General features: G+C 65.5%; 12 protein-coding genes. 10 read left to right on the top strand and 2 right to left on the bottom strand.

The genetic code is table 11. The features are described 5' to 3' along the window. The first annotated feature begins 57 nt into the window (after positions 1–57). Positions 58–3,747: a transglycosylase domain-containing protein gene (locus tag ACI1V7_RS10705; protein WP_404531747.1), complete on the top strand. Its 3,690-nt coding sequence runs from the start codon at positions 58–60 to the stop codon at positions 3,745–3,747. Between the two features lie 7 nt (positions 3,748–3,754). Next, positions 3,755–5,110, top strand: a complete 1,356-nt coding sequence (locus ACI1V7_RS10710; protein WP_404531748.1) for a TAXI family TRAP transporter solute-binding subunit — start codon at positions 3,755–3,757, stop codon at positions 5,108–5,110. Between the two features lie 115 nt (positions 5,111–5,225). Here ACI1V7_RS10710 and ACI1V7_RS10715 read toward each other — a convergent pair whose 3' ends face one another. After that, complete coding sequence (locus tag ACI1V7_RS10715; RefSeq protein WP_404531749.1) at positions 5,226–5,684, bottom strand: rhodanese-like domain-containing protein; 459 nt, start codon at positions 5,682–5,684, stop codon at positions 5,226–5,228. A 323-nt stretch (positions 5,685–6,007) separates the two neighbouring features. Here ACI1V7_RS10715 and glnA point away from each other — a divergent pair, with 323 nt between their 5' ends. From glnA to corA, 5 genes are all read left to right on the top strand, one after another. After that, positions 6,008–7,423, top strand: a complete 1,416-nt coding sequence (gene glnA, locus ACI1V7_RS10720; protein WP_290412706.1) for a type I glutamate--ammonia ligase — start codon at positions 6,008–6,010, stop codon at positions 7,421–7,423. Between the two features lie 171 nt (positions 7,424–7,594). Then, positions 7,595–8,125, top strand: coding sequence for a DUF4124 domain-containing protein (locus ACI1V7_RS10725; protein WP_404531750.1), 531 nt, complete (start codon positions 7,595–7,597; stop codon positions 8,123–8,125). Between the two features lie 34 nt (positions 8,126–8,159). Further along, positions 8,160–9,236: a nitrogen regulation protein NR(II) gene (gene glnL, locus ACI1V7_RS10730; protein ID WP_404531751.1), complete on the top strand. Its 1,077-nt coding sequence runs from the start codon at positions 8,160–8,162 to the stop codon at positions 9,234–9,236. A 61-nt stretch (positions 9,237–9,297) separates the two neighbouring features. Then, entirely contained in the window at positions 9,298–10,836 is a 1,539-nt protein-coding gene (gene ntrC / locus ACI1V7_RS10735; RefSeq protein ID WP_404531752.1) for a nitrogen regulation protein NR(I), read from the top strand. A gap of 197 nt (positions 10,837–11,033) precedes the next feature. Next, entirely contained in the window at positions 11,034–11,999 is a 966-nt protein-coding gene (corA, locus tag ACI1V7_RS10740; protein ID WP_404531754.1) for a magnesium/cobalt transporter CorA, read from the top strand. Positions 12,000–12,046: 47 nt separating this feature from the next. On the opposite strand, the gene ACI1V7_RS10745 is transcribed toward corA, so the two are convergent. Further along, positions 12,047–13,666: an NAD(P)/FAD-dependent oxidoreductase gene (locus ACI1V7_RS10745; RefSeq protein WP_404531755.1), complete on the bottom strand. Its 1,620-nt coding sequence runs from the start codon at positions 13,664–13,666 to the stop codon at positions 12,047–12,049. 104 nt (positions 13,667–13,770) lie between these two features. On the opposite strand from ACI1V7_RS10745, the gene ACI1V7_RS10750 reads away from it, so the two are divergent. The 3 genes from ACI1V7_RS10750 (at position 13,771) to ACI1V7_RS10760 (ending at position 21,049) form a co-directional block, all read left to right on the top strand. Then, complete coding sequence (locus ACI1V7_RS10750) at positions 13,771–14,106, top strand: hypothetical protein (protein ID WP_404531756.1); 336 nt, start codon at positions 13,771–13,773, stop codon at positions 14,104–14,106. A 331-nt stretch (positions 14,107–14,437) separates the two neighbouring features. Beyond that, positions 14,438–17,236, top strand: a complete 2,799-nt coding sequence (locus tag ACI1V7_RS10755) for a TonB-dependent receptor domain-containing protein (RefSeq protein ID WP_404531757.1) — start codon at positions 14,438–14,440, stop codon at positions 17,234–17,236. Positions 17,237–17,857: 621 nt separating this feature from the next. Then, complete coding sequence (locus tag ACI1V7_RS10760; protein ID WP_404531758.1) at positions 17,858–21,049, top strand: TonB-dependent receptor; 3,192 nt, start codon at positions 17,858–17,860, stop codon at positions 21,047–21,049. The last annotated feature ends 80 nt before the right edge of the window (positions 21,050–21,129 follow it).

The following is a 21,129-nucleotide window of genomic DNA, read 5'->3' on the forward strand; positions in this document are numbered from 1 at the left end:
GGATGGCGAGCAGGTTTACGGCAATCGCAGTAATTGATTCAAACCGGTCGAGCCATCATGGAAAGTAATCGCCGTCTCCGACGGCCCCGCCTCATCGCCCGCCTCGTGCGCCGCATCCGCCACCTGGTTGTTCCTGGCCACCCCACCGAACCGGCGCTGGCCGGCGTGCCGATGGCCGCCGTGCAGGACGTCCCGGCACGTTCGCGGCCGCGTGTCGAACCCGGCTTCGGTTCCGTTCTCGAACCGGCCGCCGACGGCGTCCCGACCGAACCCGGCGACGAACCGCCGGCACCGCCGCGGCGCCGCTGGCGCAAGGTCAAGCGCGCCTTCCTCGTGCTGCTCCTGCTGCTGGTCGCGGCCGCGTCGGCCTTCGCCGTCTACGAGAGCCGCACCTCGGCGATGCAGGCGAAGTTCTTCGCCGGCCTGGTCAAGAAGATCAACTACCGCGTGGCGCAGGGGCCGAGCGATGCGATCCGCTTCCCGCAAGCGAGCCCCTACGACGACCGCCTCGGCTACTCGAACCTGCCGGACTACCTGGCCAAGCTGAAGACGCGCGACTACGTGATCGCGTCGCAGGCGCGCATGTCGCCCAAGATGGTCGAGCTGGCCGACATGGGCCTGTACCCGACCTACCACGAGAAGACCCGCGCCGGCCTCGACATCCTGGACGACGGCGGCCATCCGCTGTTCTCGGCGCGCTTCCCCGAGCGCCTGTACGACAAGTTCGAAGGCGTGCCCACGCTGCTGGTCGAGAGCCTGCTGTTCATCGAGAACCGCGAGCTGCTCGACACCACCTACCCGAAGCGCAACCCGGCCGTCGAATGGGACCGCTTCTCGAAGGCGGTGTTCGACAAGACGCTGCATTCGGTCGGCCTGGGCAGCGGCTCGCGCGTGGCCGGCGGCAGCACGCTCGCCACCCAGATCGAGAAATACCGCCACTCGCCGGAAGGCCGCACGGCGTCCACCACCGACAAGCTGCGCCAGATGGCGTCGGCCATGCTGCGTTCCTACCAGGACGGCGAGAACACGGGCAAGGCACGGCGCCGCATCGTGCTCGAATACCTGAACACGGTGCCGCTGTCGGCCAAGCCGGGCTACGGCGAAGTGAACGGCGTGGGCGACGGCATGTGGGTCTGGTACGGACGCGAGTTCGCCGACGTCAACCGCATCCTGTCCGGCAAGACCGTCACGCCGGAGATGGCGCTGGTGTACAAGGAAGCGCTGTCGCTGACCATCGCCCAGCGCCGCCCGGCCTACTACCTGGGCGCCGGCGAGAAGGACCTGGAAGTCCTGACCAACAGCCACCTGCGCGTGCTGGCCCAGGCCGGCGTCATTTCGCCCGCGCTGCGCGACGCCGCGCTGCAGGTCACGCTGCATCCATCCCAGGCGTCGGGCGTGGCGCCGCCGGCGGCGAATGCCTTCGTCACCCGCAAGGCCGCCAACGCGGTGCGCAACCACCTGGCCAACCTGCTGGGCGATTCGCGCCTGTACAACCTGGACCGCCTCGACCTGGCCGTCGTCACGACGCTCAACGGCGATGCCCAGCAGGCCGTCACGGCCGCGCTGCGCAAGCTGTCGGACAACGAGGCGGCCGCCGCGGCCGGCCTGACCGGCAAGGGCATGCTCGGCAACGGCGACCCGTCCAAGGTCGTGTACAGCTTCACGCTGATGGAGCGCGGCGACAAGGTCAACTACCTGCGCGTCCAGACCGACAACTACGACCAGCCGCTCGACATCAACGAGGGCGCCAAGCTGGACCTGGGCTCGACGGCCAAGCTGCGCACGCTCGTGAGCTACCTCGACATCGTCGACCAGCTGCATGCGCGCTACGAGCCGATGTCGAAGGGCGAGCTGGCCAAGGTCACGCCCGATCCGAAGGACCGCCTGAGCCAGTGGGCCGTCGAGTACTTCACGACGCTGCCGGCCGGCGCCGACCGCGGCCTGAAGCCGATGCTGGCCGCCGCGATGGAGCGCAAGTATTCGGGCAACCCCGGCGAAGCCTTCTTCACGGGCGGCGGCCTGCACACCTTCGGCAACTTCAGCAAGCTGGACGACTCGCGCATCCTGACCGTGCAGCAGGCGCTGCAGAATTCGACCAACCTCGTGTTCGTGCGCCTGATGCGCGACGTCGTGCGCTACTACATGTTCCAGCTGCCGGGCTCCTCGGCCCAGCTGCTGGCCGACGCCGACGATCCGCGCCGCGCCGAGTACCTGTCGCGCTTCGCCGACCGCGAAGGCAAGGACTTCCTGGCGCGCTTCTGGAACAAGTACCGCGGCAAGGCGCCGGAAGAGATCGAGCCGACGCTGATGCAGAGCGTGCGCCCGAAGGCCGGCAAGCTGGCCGCCGTGTACCGCACGATCCATCCGGAAGGCTCGCTGGCCCAGTTCAGCGCCTTCCTGCACGCCAACCTGCCGTCCGAGAACGAAGTCGAGGAAGACAAGGTCGAGAAGATGTACGCGCTGTACGACCCGGCCAGCATGTCGCTCGCCGACCGCGGCTACGTCGCCTCGATCCACCCGCTCGAGCTGTGGCTGGTCGGCTACCTGCGCACGCATCCGAAGGCCGGCTGGACCGAGGTCACGAACGCGTCGGTGAAGGAGCGCCAGGAAGTGTATTCCTGGCTGTTCAAGACCCACCGCAAGCACGCCCAGGACAAGCGCATCGCCGGCCTGCTCGAAGTGGAAGCCTTCCTGAAGATCCACGCCCAGTGGAAGAAGATGGGCTATCCGTTCGACTCGCTGGTGCCGTCCTACGCGACCACGCTGGGCGCCTCGGCCGACCGTCCGATCGCGCTGGCCGAACTGATGGGCATCATCATCAACGGCGGCGTGCGCAAGACCACGCAGCGCGTCGAGTCGCTGCACTTCGCCAAGGGCACGCCGTACGAGACCCTGGTCAAGCGCGGCGACAACGTCAAGAACGAGCAGGTGCTGAGCCCCGACGTGGCGCGCGCCGTCGCCGACGCCATCCACGGCGTGGCCCAGGAGGGCACCGCCAAGCGCGTCAAGAGCGCCTTCGTCAAGGAAGACGGCAGCGTGATCGCGATGGGCGGCAAGACCGGTACCGGCGACCAGCGCTTCGACGTCTACGGCGCCGGCGGCCGCCTGATCGAGTCGCGCTACGTGAACCGCTCGGCGACCTTCGTGTTCAACATCGGCGAGCGCTTCTTCGGCAGCATGACGGCCTACGTGCACGGTCCGCAATCGGCCAACTACGACTTCACCAGCGCCTTGCCGGTGCAGCTGCTGGTGACGCTGGCCCCGAGCCTGATGCCGATGATCGAGAAGACCGACACCGTGCTGGTGCCGGGCGCGCACGTCGAGCGCCCGGGCGTCGCGGCGCCGTCCGGCCCGACCGATGCCGTGGCGACCGACACCGAGCACACGGGCGGCGACGCGGCGGCGGCCGAGGTCGAAGCGGACGTGGAGCCGGCCGCGGCAGCCACGCCGGCAGCGCCCAAGCCGGCGCCGAAGGCCGTCGAGCCGGCAGTGCCGGCCAAGCCGGCCGCGCCGAAGCCGGCCGCCAAGGCCACCGAGGCGGACCATCCGAAGGCCGCCGAAGCAGGCCATCCAAAGGCCGAGCCGCGCGCGCGCCAGCCGGCGGCGGAAGCCGCCAAGCCCAAGCCAACGGCGGCCGAACGCGCGCCGGCCCGCGTGCCGCCGGCACCGCGCAAGCCGGCGCCGGACGCCGACACGCCACCGAAGCCGCGCGCCAAGCCGCCCGCCGTGGAGGAAGTCCTGCAGTGACGGTCGCATGAACCGCCGGGTCCTGCGCAAGTTCAGCCTCGTCTCGCTGCGCGACCTGCTGGCCGCGTCGGCGCCCACCATCGTGCTGGTGCTGGCCGCCTGCGTGGTGGCCTATGTCGTGGTCGACCCGGCGCCGCCGCGGCGCGTGCTGCTGTCCACCGGCCAGGAGAACGGCGCCTACGAGGAATTCGGCAAGAAGTACGCGGCGATCCTCCAGCGCGAGGACATCCGGGTGACGCTGGAACGGTCGCTCGGGTCCGAGCAGAACCTGCAGCGCCTCGTCGACGGCCAGGCCGACGTCGCCTTCGTGCAGAGCGGTTCCACCAGCGAGGACGATGCGCAGCAGCGCGGCCTGGTCTCGCTGGGCAGCCTGTTCACCGAACCCGTGTGGTTATTCCTGCGCGACGGGGCAGGGAAAGGCAAGAAGGGCGACAACAGCGGCGTGCAGCGCCTCACGGACCTGAAGGGCCTGCGCATCAACCTGGGACCGGAAGGCACGGGCGTGCCCAAGCTGTTCCGCCAGGTGCTGGCCGTGAACGGCCTGGAAGCGAAGGACCTGCAGGTGTCGAGCCTGGAAAACACGCCGGCCACGGTGGAGCTGCTGGCCGGCCGCATCGACGGCCTCGTGTTCAGCTCCGCGCCGGAAGCCCCCTTGATCCAGATGCTGCTGCAGACGCCCGGCATCCGCCTGTTCGACTTCCGCCAGGCCGAAGCCTATACGCGGCGCCTGCCGTTCCTCACGCACGTCGTGCTGCCGCGCGGGATCGTCGACCTCGGCCGCGACATTCCGGCGCAGGACTTCCACCTGATCGCGCCGACGGCCACGCTGGTCGCGCGCGAGGACCTGCATCCGGCCCTCGTCGACCTGTTCGTCAAGGCGGCGATCGACATCCACGGCGGCGCCGGCTGGTTCCAGCAGCAGGGCCAGTTCCCGTCGCCGCGCTACACGGAGATCCCGGTGGCGAAGGAAGCGGCCAAGTACTACAAGGATGGCCCGCCTTTCCTGCAGCGCTACCTGTCGTTCTGGCTCGCCAACCTGTTCGACCGGCTATGGGTCGTGGTGGTGGCGCTGGCCGCGCTGATCATCCCGCTGTCGAAGATCGTGCCGCCGCTGTACGTGTGGCGGATCCGTTCGCGCGTGTACCGCTGGTACGGCCAGCTGCGCGCGGTGGAAGGGGAACTGGAACAGGTGCCGGCCGATGCGCCGGCCGCGCAGCGGGACGAGGTGCGCGCGGCGCTGCTGCGCCGCCTGGACGAGATCGAGGAGCGGGTGAACCACATCTCGATCCCGCTGGCCTATGCGGATGCGCTGTACGGCCTGCGCAGCCACATCAACTTCGTGCGCCAGCGCGTGCAGGCCTGACTACGTCGTCCCTGCGCAGGCAGGGACCCAATCTGGAGCAGCCGGCGGCGTTTGCAGAACTTGGGCCCTGCCTGCGCAGGGAGCCGTTTCCGGCAATGCCGGGAACGACGGCGTTTTACGCCCCCACCCAGGGCAACCCCGCCTTGCACCAGCCGCCCACCGTCTTGCGGTGTCCCTCGGCATCGCGGTCGCCCTCGAAGCCTTCCAGGATGTCGAACGCGTTCCGGTAGCCCAGTTCGGTCGCCACGCGGGCCGCGTGGCGCGAGCGCACGCCCGAGCGGCACAGGAACAGCACCACGTCGTCCTTGCCGGCGCTGGCCTGCAATTGTTCGGCGAAGTCGGGGTTCGGCGCACCACCGGGATACAGGCTCCATTGCACCGCGCCGTGGCGTTCGGCCGGGATGGCGGGGCGGCCGATCCAGTCGCGCTCCGCATTCGTGCGTACGTCGATCAGTTTCACGCGCGGATCGTCCTGCACCAGCGCATAGGCTTCGGCCGGCGTGACGGCACCGGCATACGGCTGGCCCGGTGCGCGCTCCCTGGCGGCGTCGAGAATGTCTTCGGTCTTGCTCATGATTCCTCCCAAATATCGGTATGGTGCAGACGGACGCACCATGGCGATCCGTCGGCGGCAGGGCTCGCACATTTGGTGCATGCCGCATCAACTTGGTGCATACTGCCTCGCTCGCACCGCGCCGGTGCGCTGGCGGTGGATTGCATCAATTCCGTGCACCCATGCTGGATCATTGATTTTAATGGGCAAATTCCAAGCCCACCAACGATTGATTAATGATTTGCTCATGGACAAATGCTGGCATAATTTCTGCTTAGTAGCATATGCGTTTGTCGCACGCCCCGTTGGCGTCGCCGACACCCCTTTTTCTTTAGGAGATACGAATGGCAAGGACCGCCGCAGATGTAATGCAGATGCTGAAGGACAACGAAGTGAAATTCGTTGATTTGCGTTTCGCCGATACCCGCGGTAAGGAACAGCACGTCACCGTTCCTATCTCGCATTTCGACGAAGACAAATTCGAATCCGGCCACGCCTTCGACGGCTCGTCGATCGCCGGCTGGAAAGGCATCGAAGCATCCGACATGCTGCTGATCCCGGACCCGAACACCGCCAATATCGACCCGTTCATGGAAGAGACCACGGTCTTCATGCAGTGCGACGTGATTGAACCGTCGGACGGCAAGGGCTACGACCGCGACCCGCGCTCGATCGCCAAGCGCGCCGAAGCCTACCTGAAGTCGTCGGGCATCGGCGACACCGCCTTCTTCGGCCCGGAGCCGGAATTCTTCATCTTCGACTCCGTCAAGTGGAAGGTCGAGATGGCCGGTTCGATGGTCAAGATCGATTCGGAAGAAGCATCCTGGTCGACCGACAAGGACTTCGAAGGCGGCAACAGCGGCCACCGTCCGACCGTCAAGGGTGGCTACTTCCCGGTCCCGCCGGTCGACAGCTTCCAGGACATGCGCTCGGAAATGTGCCTGATCCTCGAATCGCTGGGCATCCCGGTCGAAGTGCACCACCACGAAGTGGCCGGCGCCGGCCAGAACGAAATCGGCACCAAGTTCTCGACCCTGGTCGAGCGCGCCGACTGGACCCAGAACCTGAAATACGTCGTCTGGAACGTCGCCCACAGCTACGGCAAGACCGCCACCTTCATGCCGAAGCCGATGGCCGGCGACAACGGCTCGGGCATGCACGTGCACCAGTCGATCTGGAAGGACGGCAAGAACCTGTTCGCGGGCGACGGCTACGCCGGCCTGTCGGAAACGGCCCTGTACTACATCGGCGGCATCATCAAGCACGCCAAGGCCCTGAACGCGATCACCAACCCGGGCACCAACTCGTACAAGCGCCTGGTGCCGGGCTTCGAAGCCCCGGTCAAGCTGGCCTACTCGGCCCGCAACCGTTCGGCCTCGATCCGCATCCCGCACGTGGCGAACCCGAAGGGCCGCCGCATCGAGACCCGCTTCCCGGACCCGCTGGCCAACGTCTACCTGTGCTTCGCCGCGCTGCTGATGGCCGGCCTGGACGGCATCCAGAACAAGATCCACCCGGGCGAAGCCGCGACCAAGGACCTGTACCACCTGCCGCCGGAAGAAGACAAGCTGATCCCGACCGTGTGCGCCTCGCTGGAAGAAGCGCTGGAAGCCCTGGACAAGGACCGCGAGTTCCTGACCCGCGGCGGCGTGTTCAGCGACAGCATGATCGACGCCTACCTGGAACTGAAGATGGCGGAAGTCCAGCGCATGCGCATGACCCCGCACCCGGCCGAATTCGACATGTACTACTCGTCGTAATCGGCGGACATGCTGCGATGCCAAACTGTGATCGGGATGGCATCGGAGTGTATCCAGCTGGTAACATGAACGCGGGGAAGCCGGCTGGCCTCCTCGCGTTTTTTTATGCCGGTGCGGTATAGTCGTCGGGTTCCCAACCAGGCGCGATCGCGCCGCACCGACCCGATGCGAATGACAAGCAAGCGCTTCATGTTGCGCCCGGCCATCTTGCTGGCTGCCGTGCTGGCGATCCATCCCGGCGCCCATGCCGACGCCGTCTACAAATGCGTCGACAAGGAGGGAAGGGTGGAGTTCACCGACGTCAACAAGCCCGGCTGCAAGGCGCTGGACCTGCCCGGCTATATCCCGGCCCCCAGCACGCGCCCGGCCGTGCCGGCCCCCGCGGCCAGCGGCGGCAACACGATGCGCCAGGGCGCCGCCCGTCCGGCCGCCAGCAGCCCTGCCAACTTCCCGCGCGTGGACAGCTATGCCCAGCGCCAGCGCGACGACGACCGCCGCGACATCCTCAACGAGGAGTTGCGCGCCGAAGAGAAGAAGCTGGCGGAGCTGAAGGCCGTCTTCAACAACGGCGAGCCCGAGCGCCAGGGCAACGAGAAGAACTATGCCAAGTACCAGGAACGCGTGGCGCGCATGCGCGACGATATCGGCCGTTCGGAAAAGAACATCGAAGCGCTCAAGCGCGAAATCGGCAACATCCGCTGAAGGCGGCGACAACAAGAGGAAAACACGGCCTGCGATGAACGATTCCCTCCCTTCCCAAGAACGATTTGCAGGCCTCGACCTGCTGGCGTCCGCCGTGCTGGTGGTGGATGCCGAAGGCCTGGTGCGCTATGCCAACCCGGCCGCCGAGCACCTGCTCGAGATTTCCGTGAAGTCGCTGTCGCGCCAGCGCCTGGCCGGCCTGTTCACCAACGGCGACGCCCTGTGGGCCCTGTGCCGCCAGGCGATCGCCCACAAGTACGCCGACCTGCGCCAGGAATTGTCGCTGCAGCGGGCGGGACGCGAGCCGCTGCAGGTGCACAGCATCGTCAGCGCCGCCGGCGAGGCCGAGGTGGTGGTCGAGCTGCGCGAGAACGTGCAGCAGCTCAAGCTGGACCGCGAGGAACGCATCCTCGACCAGAGCCAGGCCAACAAGGAGCTGATCCGCAACCTGGCGCATGAGATCAAGAACCCGCTGGGCGGGATCCGCGGCGCCGCCCAGCTGCTCGAGCTGGAGCTGCCGGATGCGCACCTGAACGCGCTGCGCGAATACACGCAGGTGATCATCAAGGAAGCCGACCGCCTGCAGACCCTGGTCGACCGCCTGCTGGCGCCGCACCGCCGCCCGCACATCGTCGGCGACGTCAATATCCACGAAGTCTGCGAACGGGTGCGCAGCCTGGTGCTGGCCGAATTCCCGGCCGGCCTGGCGATCCGGCGCGACTACGACGCCTCGATTCCCGAGTTCCGCGGCGACAAGGAGCAACTGATCCAGACGGTGCTGAACATCGTCCACAATGCCACCCAGGCGCTGCGCGAACGGATCGCGGCGGGCGACGCCGAGATCGTGCTGCGCACCCGGGTCGCACGCCAGGTGACCCTGGCGAAGGTGCGTTACGGGCTGGCATTAGACTTGCATATCATCGATAACGGACCGGGCATTGCCCCCGACATCCGCGACCGCATCTTCTACCCGCTCGTCTCCGGGCGCGAAGGCGGCAGCGGACTCGGGCTGACGCTGGCGCAGACCTTCGTGCAGCAGCACATGGGACTGATCGAATGCGAAAGCCGGCCTGGACTGACCGATTTCCGTATCCTGATCCCCTTGCCATGAGCACCGGGTGAGAGGGCGGAACGGGAAGTCCCCCTTGAACTAGCGCGGGAAGCAGAACTACATGAAACCAATCTGGATTGTCGACGACGATGCATCGATCCGCTGGGTGCTGGAAAAAGCCCTGGCGCGCGAAAACCTCGCCACCCGGAGCTTTGCCAGCGGGCGCGAGGCCCTGGCCGCGTTCGAGCACGAGACGCCGCAGGTGCTGGTGTCGGACATCCGCATGCCCGGCGAATCCGGCCTGGACCTGCTGGCCGCCGTCAAGGAAACCCATCCCGGCCTGCCGGTCATCGTCATCACGGCCTTTTCCGACCTCGATTCCGCCGTCGCCTCGTTCCAGGGCGGCGCCTTCGAATACCTGGCCAAGCCCTTCGACATCGACAAGGCCGTCGCGCTGATCCGGCGCGCGCTGGACGAGAGCCTGCGCGAAGCCAGCGTCGAGATCGCGCCGACCGAGACCCCGGAAATCCTGGGCCAGGCGCCGGCCATGCAGGAAGTGTTCCGCGCCATCGGCCGCCTGTCGCAGTCGAACGTCACCGTGCTGATCACGGGCGAGTCCGGCACCGGCAAGGAACTGGTCGCGCGCGCCCTGCACAAGCACAGCCCGCGCGCCCAGCAGCCGTTCATCGCGCTGAACACGGCGGCGATCCCGAAGGACTTGCTGGAATCCGAACTGTTCGGCCACGAGCGCGGCGCCTTCACGGGCGCCCAGGCGATGCGGCGCGGCCGCTTCGAGCAGGCCGAGAACGGCACGCTGTTCCTGGACGAGATCGGCGACATGCCGTTCGACCTGCAGACGCGCCTGCTGCGCGTGCTGTCCGACGGCCATTTCTACCGCGTGGGCGGCCACCAGCCCGTGAAGGCCAACGTGCGGGTGATCGCGGCCACCCACCAGAACCTGGAACAGCGCGTGCGCGACGGCCTGTTCCGCGAAGACTTGTACCACCGCCTGAACGTCATCCGCCTGCGCCTCCCCAGCCTGCGCGAGCGGCGCGAGGACATCCCCATTCTGGTGCGCCACTTTTTGGTGCAAAGCGCACGCCAGCTGGGCGTCGAGACCAAGCGCATGAGCGAGGAGGCGCTGCGCTTCCTGTCCGGCCTGGAATTGCCGGGCAATGTGCGCCAGCTCGAGAACCTGTGCAACTGGATCACCGTGATGGCGCCGGGCCAGACCGTCGAGGTCAAGGACCTGCCGCGCGACCTGACCCAGTCCCAGACGAGCGCCGGCGCCAACAGCCTGTCGGCGGCGCTGGCGATGCCGGGCGCGGTGGCGATGCCGGCGCCGTCCGCCGGACCGCTGCATGCGGGCGCCGACGGCATGCTGGTCGGCGGCTTGCCCGGCATGATGCCGGCGCTGGCGCCCAGCGGCGCAGACGGCTGGATCGGCCTGCTGGAACTGCAGGCCGCGCGCATGCTGTCCGACGGCCAGGTCGAGGTGATGGACGTGCTGGGCCGCCAGTTCGAATCGGCGCTGATCCGCACGGCCCTGAAGCACACGCACGGCCGCAAGAACGACGCGGCGATCCGCCTGGGCATCGGACGCAACACCATCACGCGCAAGATCGCCGAACTGGGCATCGACGGGGCCAAAGACGAATAACGGAGGGGTCAGAGCCCGGTTCTTCTTTTAAAGGGCTCTGACCCCGGTGTTCAGCCGCGCTGCCGGTCATGGTGGGCATGTGATGCCCACCCTAAGCCGTGTTGCCCCGCGTGACCCGTGCCCACCGGCGCCGCATGCATGCCCCATCATGGTGTAAGCTCTGTTTCACGAGCAACAACATCATTCGAAGAACCCGCATGCTGATCAACTGCGTCGCCTACCAGGAAGGCAAGAAGCTGGACGACATCCCCGTCGAGAACATCAGCGACTACCTGGACCGACCCGGCTGCTTCGTCTGGGTGGCGCTACGCGACGCCTCCGACGCCGAGATGGCGCAGATGAAGGAAGAGTTCAATCTGCACGAACTGGCCGTGGAAGACGCCGCGCGCGGCCACCAGCGCCCCAAGATCGAGGAATACGGCGACTGCCTGTTCACCGTCGTGCACACGGTCGACCTCGAGGGCGACGAGCTGGTCACGGGAGAACTGGCGATCTTCGCCGGATCCAATTACGTGCTGTCGGTCCGGCGCGACGTCGGCCGCGGCTTCCTGGGCGTGCGCGCCCGCGCCGAGCGCGAACCGCACCTCCTGTCCATGGGCGCGTCCTTCGTCATGTACGCACTGATGGACGCCGTGGTCGACCGCTACTTCCCCATCGTCGACATGCTGGAATCGGAACTCGAGACCATCGAGGACCGCATCTTCATGGACGGCGCCCAGCGCGAGAACGTCGAGCGCCTGTACCAGTTGAAGCGCAAGGGCCTGGTGCTGCGCCACGCCGTGTTCCCGTTGCTGGAAGCGCTGGGGCGCCTGCAGGGCGGGCGCGTGCCGGTGCTGGTGTCCGGCACCCAGGATTACTTCCGCGACGTGCACGACCACCTGATCCGCATCGCCGGCCGCCTCGATGCGATCCGCGACACCATCGGCACGGCGATCCAGGTGAACCTGTCGATGGTCTCGATCGACGAGAGCGAGGTGAACAAGAAGCTGGCCGCGTGGGCCGCGATCTTTGCCGTGTTCACCGCCTTTGCCGGCATCTGGGGCATGAACTTCAAGTTCATGCCGGAGCTGGAATGGAAGTGGGGCTATCCGTTCGCGATCGGTTGCATGGTCGGCGTCGCGCTGTACATGTACCGGCGCTTCCGCAAGGCCGGCTGGCTGTAGGACGGGCCGGCGCGAGGCAGCGTCGGCCCGGAGGAAAGCCGTCCCGGTCAGGCGACCATCGACAGCGCCACGGCTTCGGCGACGCGGATGCCGTCCACGGCCGCCGACATGATGCCGCCCGCGTAGCCGGCGCCTTCGCCGGCCGGGTACAGGCCGTGCGTGTTCAGGCTCTCCAGGCTGTCGTCGTGACGCTTGATGCGGATCGGCGAGGAGGTGCGGGTCTCGACGCCCGTCAGCACGGCGTCGTGCTTGTAGTAGCCCTTGATCTGCTTGTCGAAGGCGACGAAGGCTTCGCGCAGCGCGACGATGGCATAGTCGGGCAGGGAAGGGGCCAGGTCGGTCAGGTGCACGGCCGGCTTGAACGAGGGGATCACGGAACCGAACTCGGTCGAGGCTACGCCCTTGACGAAGTCGCCCATCAGCTGGCCCGGCGCATCGTAGGTGCTGCCGCCCAGGACGAAGGCGCGCGACTCCAGCTCGCGCTGCAGCTCGATGCCGGCCAGCGGGTGCTGGCTGGGGAAGTCGGCCGGGGTGATGCCGACGACGATCGCGCTGTTGGCATTGCGCTCGGCGCGCGAATACTGGCTCATGCCGTTGGTGACGACGCGGCCTTCCTCGGACGATGCCGCGACCACGGTGCCGCCCGGGCACATGCAGAAGCTGTACACGCTGCGGCCATTCGAGGCATGGTGCACGATCTTGTAGTCGGCCGCGCCGAGGATCTTGTTGCCGGCGTTCGGGCCGAAGCGGCAGGTGTCGATCAGCGACTGCGGATGCTCGACGCGGAAGCCGATCGAGAACGGCTTCGCTTCGACGTACACGCCGCGGTCGTACAGCATCTGGAAGGTGTCGCGCGCGCTGTGGCCCACCGCCATCACCAGGTGGCGGGTGGGAATCGTCTCGCCGGACGCGAGCTTGACGCCGACCACCTGGCGCTTGCCGCCGCCGTCCTCGACCAGCACGTCTTCCACGCGCGATTCGAAACGGATCTCGCCGCCCAGCGACACGATCTCGGCGCGCATCTGCTCGACCATCTTGACCAGCCTGAACGTGCCGATGTGCGGCTTGCTGACGTACAGGATTTCCTCGGGCGCGCCGGACTTCACGAATTCGGACAGCACCTTGCGGCCGTAGTGCTTCGGATCCTTGATCTGGCTGTACAGCTTGCCGTCCGAGAAGGTGCCGGCGCCGCCTTCGCCGAACTGCACGTTCGACTCCGTGTTCAGCTTGCGCTTGCGCCAGAAACCGAAGGTGTCGACGGTCCGCTCGCGCACCGTCTTGCCGCGTTCCAGCACCAGGGGATTGAAGCCCATCTGCGCCAGGATCAGTGCCACGAACAGGCCGCACGGCCCCATGCCGACGACCACGGGACGGTTCGAACCTGGCGCCGGTTTGGCCGTGGTGACGAATTTGTAGCCGGTGTCCGGGGCGAGGCCGACGTGCGGGTCGGCCGCCATGCGCGCCAGTACGGCCGCTTCGTCGCGCACCTGCACGTCGAGCGCATAGATGAGGACGATGGCGCTGCGCTTGCGGGCATCGTAGCTGCGCTTGAAGACCGTGAAGTCGACCAGGTCGGCGGCGGGGATGCCCAGGCGCTTGAGGATGGCTTCGCGCAGGGCGGGTTCGGGATGGTCGAGGGGGAGCTTGAGTTCGTTAATTCGGAGCATGGCAAGAGTGGGGTGCGCGCTGGTTTTGCGCGAGCGCCGGACGGCGCGGGTCGATCGGAACAAACGGCAAGTATAAGGCATCGGCGTCGGCGCCGATAGGAAGCATGGGGCCAGGCCGCGACCGCCGCGCCACAGTCACGACGAATGTAAAACTACTTGTTGCCGCAAATAAAGAGAACAAACATTCTCGCGTGATCCGCGATGACAGTCGTAAAGACTGGCGTTGTCAAATTCATCATGGTGCATCGCACATTCCCGCAGAAAACACTTTTTGCGCCATCTTGCATCAAAAACCGCATATCAGTATGCGTCAAGCAAATTTACTTCGGTTTTTCGTCCACTTTGGTGCTGCAATGCACCACAAGCACACATTCTCTGTTCTTTTTGGCGCATGTGTTGTTTCTATGTATCCAATGACCTATGTTTTATTGACACCTTAACTTTCACTATGGTTTTATGGATAAATCAGTAACGTTTGATTTACATCCAATGTTAATTGAGAGCGTTTGTCCTATTGGGTAAAGACGCAACCAGAAAGTTGCAGGAAACGCGGTATCCAGCAGTAAACAGGCTCACCGGCCACGCATTTTCCGCCGCAGGGACGCCCTATCCGGTAGACGCTGTGGAGCCGGTGGCGAATGCAGTCGAAGAAACCACTTTGAGAGAAATCCAGAAGGAGAAGTTTTCATGACGTTCAAATTGAAGTCGTTGCCGTTTGCAGTCTCGTGCGTCGTCGCGAGCGGTGCCCTGGTGGCAGCCGTAGCGCCTGCAATGGCACAGACCACCGAAAGCGGCGGCGCATCGACCGCCCCGCAACGCGTGGTCGTGACCGGCTCGCTGATCAGCCGCGCCGACACCGAGACCCCGACCCCGGTCCAGGTGCTGACCGCACAAGACATCCAGCGCAGCGGCAAGACCTCGGTCGCCGAGCTGCTGAACGACCTGGCCGCCAACGGCGCAGGCACCCTGGGCACCGGCTTCTCCGGCGCATTCGCGAACGGCGCATCGGGCGTCTCGCTGCGCGGCCTGACCGTGGGCTCGACCCTGGTCCTGATCGACGGCCACCGCATGTCGCCGTACGCAATCGGCGACGACTCGCAGCGCTCCTTCGTCGACGTGTCGAACATCCCGTTCGACGCCATCGAGACCATCGAAGTCCTGAAGTCCGGCGCCTCGTCGCTGTACGGTTCGGACGCCGTGGCAGGTGTGATCAACATCAAGCTGAAGAAAAACTTCACCGGCACCCGCTTCGCGGCCGAGTCGGGCGACACCCAGCACGGTGGCGGCCAGACCCACCGCGCATCGCTGAGCACCGGTATCGGCGACCTGGACACCGACGGCTACAACGCCTTCATCACCGCCGAATGGCGTCACCAGGGTTCGATCAAGACGTCGGACCGCGCCGGCACCTACTGGGACCGCCGCGACTTCCGCTCGGTCGGTGGTAACAACCTGACCCTGGGCGTCCCGACCTCGCTGAACAGCAACCTGGTCGCCGCCAACACGCCGTTCCTGTACAACCCGTCGGGCACGGGCGGCGCCAACAATGCCGCAAACTTCCTGTTCCTGGATCCGAAGTGCAACTACACCCTGTACCGCGCCGGCGGTTGCGCGGTGGAAGACACCACCGGCTTCATCCAGCCGGAAAGCGAAAACCTGAACATCCTGGTCGGCATGACCAAGAAGCTGAACGCGGACTGGGAACTGGCCTTCAAGGGCTCGATGTTCAAGCGTGACAGCACCAACAACCGCGGCGTGCCGCTGACCTACTCGCCGACGACCTTCGCCGGCAGCACCACGCTGAACAACGGCGTCCTCAACACCGGCGTCGGCCGCGTGCCGAGCACCCTGTTCGCACCGGGCGCCGTCGTCGGCGCGGGCGGCTTGACCAATCCGTTCGCGAACAACGCCCGCCTGTACGGCTACGTGCCGGGCATCGCCGGCCAGGCCCAGCAGGACAATACCTCGACCTCGACCCGCTTCGCCCTCGACCTGACCGGTAGCGCCTTCGGCTGGGACGTGCAAGTCGCAGGCGGCCTGACCAAGGTCAAGGTCGACATCGACTACAGCGGCTACCTGGACCGCGCTGCCCTGTACCGCGCGATCAACGCCGGCCAGTGGAACGTCCTGGGCGGTAACTCGCAAGCCCTCATCGACACCGTCTCGCCGCGCTTCTCGAACACGCTGACCTCGAAGCTGAACTACTTCGACGCCGTCGGTTCGCGTGAACTGATCCCGCAACTGGGCGCCGGCCCGCTGTCGCTGGCTGCTGGCGTGCACTGGCACAAGCGTACCTGGGATGCGCCGGCCTCGTCGCTGACGGCCAACGGCCAGGTCGCCAACACCTCGGCCTTCGTGATGGGTTCGGAAACCAACAGCGCTGTGTTCGGTGAGCTGCGTGCCACCCCGATCAAGAACGTGGAACTGGGCATTTCCAGCCGTTACGACCACTTCGACACCTACGGCAATTCGTTCACGCCGGCCGCCAACTTCAAGTGGCAGCCGATCCAGCAGTTCGCCCTGCGCGGCACGTTCGCCCGCGGTTTCCGCGCGCCGAACCCGGCCGAGACGGGCAATGCCGGTTCGTTCTTCTCGTTCAACGGTATCGACGACCCGATCCTGTGCCCGACCGGCCAGCAGTACGCCGCCGGCACCGTGCCGGGCGCGTGCGGCCTGCAGCCGGCCTACGTCCAGACGACCAGCAAGAACCTGTCGCCTGAGAAATCGAAGTCGTACACCCTGGGTATCGTGGTCGAGCCGGTCAAGGGCCTGAACGCCACCCTGGACTACTTCAAGATCGACGTGAACAACCAGATCGTGACGGCAGCGGGTAACGATCCGGGCTACGTCCCGACCTTCGTGCGCGGCCCGATCACCCCGGTCGACATCGCTACCGGCGTGGGCCAGAACACCGTCGTCGGCACCCCGGCGGCCGGTCCGATCCTGTACGCGCAGTCGCCGTACATCAACGCCGGTTCGACCAAGACCGACGGCGTTGAAGCCGACGTCAACTACCGCTGGCGCCTGCCGAGCGACATGGGCCAGGTTCGCGCCGGCCTGAGCATCGCTCACACCTTCAGCTACGAGCAGACCGTCGCAGGCGTGACCTACCAGCTGGCCGGTACCCAGGGTCCGTCGGTGGTCTCGGGCGCAACCGGTTCGCCGAAGAACCGCGCGCAGCTGAGCCTGGGCTATGCCAAGGGTCCGCTGGACATCAATGCGACCATCAACTACACCAGCGACTACTCGGCGCTCGACCCGTCGGTCGGCGCGACGGACTGCGCGACCGGCTCGTCGACCATCACCGGCCGTGCCTACTTCCAGGGCCTGTCGCAGCCGGTGCAGTTCTGCCGCGTGTCGTCGTTCACCGCGACCAACCTGAACGTCCAGTACAAGCTGAGCCCGAACCTGACGCTGAAGGGTTCGATCCTGAACCTGTTCCACCGCGAACCGCCGATCGACTTCAACACCTACGGCAACGCGTCGGTCCAGACCCCGTACAACGCCTCGCTGCACCAGGCGGGCGCCGTGGGTCGCTTCTACAGCCTGGGCCTGGCCTACACGTTCTAAGCTTCGCTTGAACGGATGACGGCGCCTGCGCCGTCATCACCGTCTCCGACAGGGGCGGGCTAGTCATCGTGGATGACTAGCCCGCCCCGTTTTCGTTAACGGAGACGTTTTTTCAATTCGCTCGTGGCAGTCACTCGGTAGCCAACGCGCCACTCAATACGTTGTTTCTTTCCAACGCTCTTTTCGAGAAAACCCGTTCTACGACGCGGTGAAAATGCGCTACCGCTGTGCATTTTCAGCGCCCCATCACGCCTCGTGAGCATTATGGGTGCAATGCAATAAATCCTTCAAATTGCCCCATTCGCACTTTCCACGATATTGCGCATTCACGCTTCCAAGCGCAATTCCATATCCGTAAATACGTGTTTTGTATTGCATTCGCACATTATCACGGATTCTCACGCACTATTTAAGTGCAAACAAATGCGGTTCTTGTCGTAAATATTGTGTCATTTTTTAAATTGACGCTTAAAGAAAGGATATGTTTTTATGACATGCATATCCGCCAGCCAAGAAATGTTTGTTTTCGGCGGATAGAGATGAGAGATGAACCGCTTCGTGATTGAAAACAGATGCAGCCGGCGCTAGCGCCGGCTTCGATAACAGAACAGGAAAGATCACATGTTGAAGAAAACTGTCGTAGTCCACGCGCTCGCCCTGGCGTTCGGGGGCACCGCCCTCGTACTGGGCATTGCTTCGCCCGCTTTCGCACAGTCGAACGCCACCGGCACCGTGTTCGGCCGCGTGGAAGGCACGCCGGGCGCCAGCATCGCCCTGACGAACGTCGAAACGGGCCTGCGCCGCACGGCATCCATCGATGCTGCCGGCCGCTACCAGGCGACGTCGCTGCCGCCGGGGCACTATCGCGTGGACCTGGTACAGAACGGCAACGTGGTGCGCAGCACCGAAGTCGACGTGTTGTTGGCCCAGGGCGTCGACGCGTCGTTCACCAATGTCCAGGAAGTCCAGGTGACGGGCCGCCGCAGCCGCATCGACCTCACCACGGCCGCCAACGGCGTCACGTTTACCGCCAAGGAACTGAACAAGCTGCCGGTGCAGCAGAACCTGACTTCCATCGTGCTGCTGGCCCCGAACACCACGCGCGGCGATCCGGCGTTCGGCAACACCGCTTCCTTCGGCGGCAGTGGCGTGTCCGAGAACGCGTTCTACCTGAACGGCTTCCCGATCACGAATCCGCTCAGCCAGCTGGGTTCGATGGAACTGCCGTTCGGCGCGATCCAGCAAGCCAACGTACTGACGGGCGGCTTCGGCGCCGAGTTCGGCCGTTCGATCGGCGGCGTGCTGGCGGTGACGTCGAAGAGCGGTACCAATACCTGGGAAGCGGGCGCCACCTACTCGATCGAGCCGAACGCATGGCGCGCGAACCGCCGCAACATCATCTACCCCAATAACGGCGCCGACACCGATGGCCAGATCGACCTGCGCCGCGACAACCGCTCGACCACCACGCGCCAGTATGGCGGCTACGTCGGCGGTCCGATCATCCGCGACAAGCTGTTCATGTTCATCGCCGCGGACCAGACCCTCGGCACCGACAGCTACGTCGGCTCAGCCAGTTCCGCCGCCCCGACGACGATCGGCGAAAGCGGCTGGAATGCCAACCGGACGTGGGAAAACCGCTGGCTCGGCAAGCTGGACTGGAACATCACCGACAACCACCGCCTCGAGTTCACCAGCGCCGGCGACGACTATCGCGGTCGCTACCAGAAATATGGCTACGTGCTGGATGACAAGTCCGTCAACAACGGCATCGTCAACCTGAACGGCCACCCGAACAACACCTTGTACTCGTCGGCCGTGGCGACCAATATGGGGCCGACCGACGCGTATTATCCGCAGCCCCCCGGTTCCAAGCTGAACTCGCTGCGCTACAACGGCCAGATCACCGACGACCTGACCATCACCGCGCTGTACGGCGTCCTGAAGAGCGAGCGCGGCACGGTCTACGAGCAGGCGGGCCAGAATACGGGCGGCGCCGTGCCGCCGACCGTTTCGGTCATCAATTACACCGGTGGCAACGGCCGTTGGCCGGCGCTCGATCCGAATCTGTTCCGTACACACAATATTTTCCCGGGCAACCGCGCCACGCCGGGCGAAGACGAGACGAAGGCAGCCCGCTTCGACATCGAATACAAGATCGGCGACCACAAGCTGCGTGCCGGTATCGACTCCGTCAAGATCGACGTCAGCGGCGCGGGTGTCGCGACCAGTGGCGGCGTGAGCTGGAGCTACCGCTGGGTCGGCGCCGGCAACGCCAATACCTCGGTGCCCCTGTCCTTCAGCCGTCCGGGCGTCGTCGCCAATTACGGCGGCTCGGGCCTGGCGGGTTACTACGTCCGTTCGAACATCTTCAGCTCGATCACCGACGCGTCCGCGAAACAGAACGCCCAGTACCTCGAAGACCAATGGCAGGTCAGCAAGAACGTACTGCTGACCCTGGGCGTGCGCAACGACACCTATTCCAACTCGAACGGCGATGGCGAAAAATTCATCGACATGAAGAGCCAGGTGGCGCCGCGCTTCTCGGCGATCTGGGACGTGAACGGCGACCAGTCGCTGAAAGTCTATGGCAGCCTGGGCCGCTACTACCTGCAATTGCCGACTTCGGTGGCGGCGCGCGCGGCATCGCGCTCGACCTACCTGAACCAGGACTTCACCTATACCGGTGTCGATCCGAACACCGGTGCGCCGCTGGGCCTGGTGCCGATCAATACGCAGCAGTCCCCGGACGGTGAATACAACCAGCGCAAGGACCCGCGTGCCGTCGTGGCGCAGGGGCTGAAGCCGAACTACCAGGACGAATTGACGATCGGCTTCGACAAGGCATGGTCGCCGGAGCTGAACTTCGGCGGCCGGGTCACCTACCGCAAGCTGGGTGCCGGTATCGACGACAGCTGCGATACCCGACCCATCCTCGACTTCGCGGAAAAGAACGGCATCCCCATCCTGGCGCCCGGTGCAGTCAACTGCTACATCTACAACCCCGGCCGCGACGTGACCTTGTGGGTGGATGGCAACGACGCGGCCGGCAACCCGGTCGTGACGGGCAAGGGCCAGTATGCGCACTTCACCACGGCGCAGATCGCCGAGCCGAAGGCCAAGCGTACCTATGCGGCGATGGATGTATACCTGGAGCACCCGATGCGCAACGGCTGGTTCGGGCGGATCAACTACACGCTGTCCCGTTCCAAGGGCAATATGGAAGGGCAGACCCGTTCGGACACCGGACAGACCGACGTCGGCACCTCGGCAGCATGGGATTTCCCGGAATTCGCGCCGGGTAGCGATGGCCTGCTGCCGAACGACCGCAAGCACCAGTTGAAGGCCTTCGGCGCGTACCAGATCACGCCGGAACTGACGGTCGGCGGCTTCGCGACGATCCAGTCCGGCCGTCCGCGCCTGTGCCTCGGGACCAACAACCTGTCCGACGGTTCCGACGAGAACGGCAACGGCCTCGATCCGAGCTTCCCCTACAACGTCGCCTACGGCGGCCCGGGCTACAGCGCCGAGTACTACTACTGCGGCGGCAAGCCGGCGCCACGCGGGTCGCTCGGCCGCCTGCCCTGGGAAAAGCGCCTGGACCTGAACCTGGTCTATGCGCCCAATATGCTCAAGGGACTCGCCGTCAAGGTCGATGTGTTCAACGTGTTCAACTCGCAGCGTCCGATCACCCAGGATCCGACCTACGACGAGGGTGACGAGAACGTGCTCGCCGCCACGTACAACCAGTACACGGCCTACCAGGCTGCGCGCTCGATCAAGCTGACCGTGGAGTACAACAAGCGCTTCTGATGCACCCAAGGCTTCGGCCTTGATGGTGTCGAGCGAAGTGGCAGTAAAGGCGTCGTCCCCGCGCAGGCGGGGACCCGATT

Origin of the sequence: Massilia paldalensis (assembly GCF_044901715.1) — a bacterium.
Classification (GTDB): domain Bacteria; phylum Pseudomonadota; class Gammaproteobacteria; order Burkholderiales; family Burkholderiaceae_D; genus Telluria; species Telluria paldalensis.

Bases quoted from the DNA above. Each gene is read 5' to 3' on its own strand.
- ACI1V7_RS10705 (WP_404531747.1), top strand. From the start codon at position 58: ATGGAAAGTAATCGCCGTCTCCGACGGCCCCGCCTCATCGCCCGCCTC.
- ACI1V7_RS10710 (WP_404531748.1), top strand. From the start codon at position 3,755: ATGAACCGCCGGGTCCTGCGCAAGTTCAGCCTCGTCTCGCTGCGCGAC.
- ACI1V7_RS10715 (WP_404531749.1), bottom strand. From the start codon at position 5,684: ATGAGCAAGACCGAAGACATTCTCGACGCCGCCAGGGAGCGCGCACCG.
- glnA (WP_290412706.1), top strand. From the start codon at position 6,008: ATGGCAAGGACCGCCGCAGATGTAATGCAGATGCTGAAGGACAACGAA.
- ACI1V7_RS10725 (WP_404531750.1), top strand. From the start codon at position 7,595: ATGACAAGCAAGCGCTTCATGTTGCGCCCGGCCATCTTGCTGGCTGCC.
- glnL (WP_404531751.1), top strand. From the start codon at position 8,160: ATGAACGATTCCCTCCCTTCCCAAGAACGATTTGCAGGCCTCGACCTG.
- ntrC (WP_404531752.1), top strand. From the start codon at position 9,298: ATGAAACCAATCTGGATTGTCGACGACGATGCATCGATCCGCTGGGTG.
- corA (WP_404531754.1), top strand. From the start codon at position 11,034: ATGCTGATCAACTGCGTCGCCTACCAGGAAGGCAAGAAGCTGGACGAC.
- ACI1V7_RS10745 (WP_404531755.1), bottom strand. From the start codon at position 13,666: ATGCTCCGAATTAACGAACTCAAGCTCCCCCTCGACCATCCCGAACCC.
- ACI1V7_RS10750 (WP_404531756.1), top strand. From the start codon at position 13,771: ATGGGGCCAGGCCGCGACCGCCGCGCCACAGTCACGACGAATGTAAAA.
- ACI1V7_RS10755 (WP_404531757.1), top strand. From the start codon at position 14,438: ATGGCACAGACCACCGAAAGCGGCGGCGCATCGACCGCCCCGCAACGC.
- ACI1V7_RS10760 (WP_404531758.1), top strand. From the start codon at position 17,858: ATGTTGAAGAAAACTGTCGTAGTCCACGCGCTCGCCCTGGCGTTCGGG.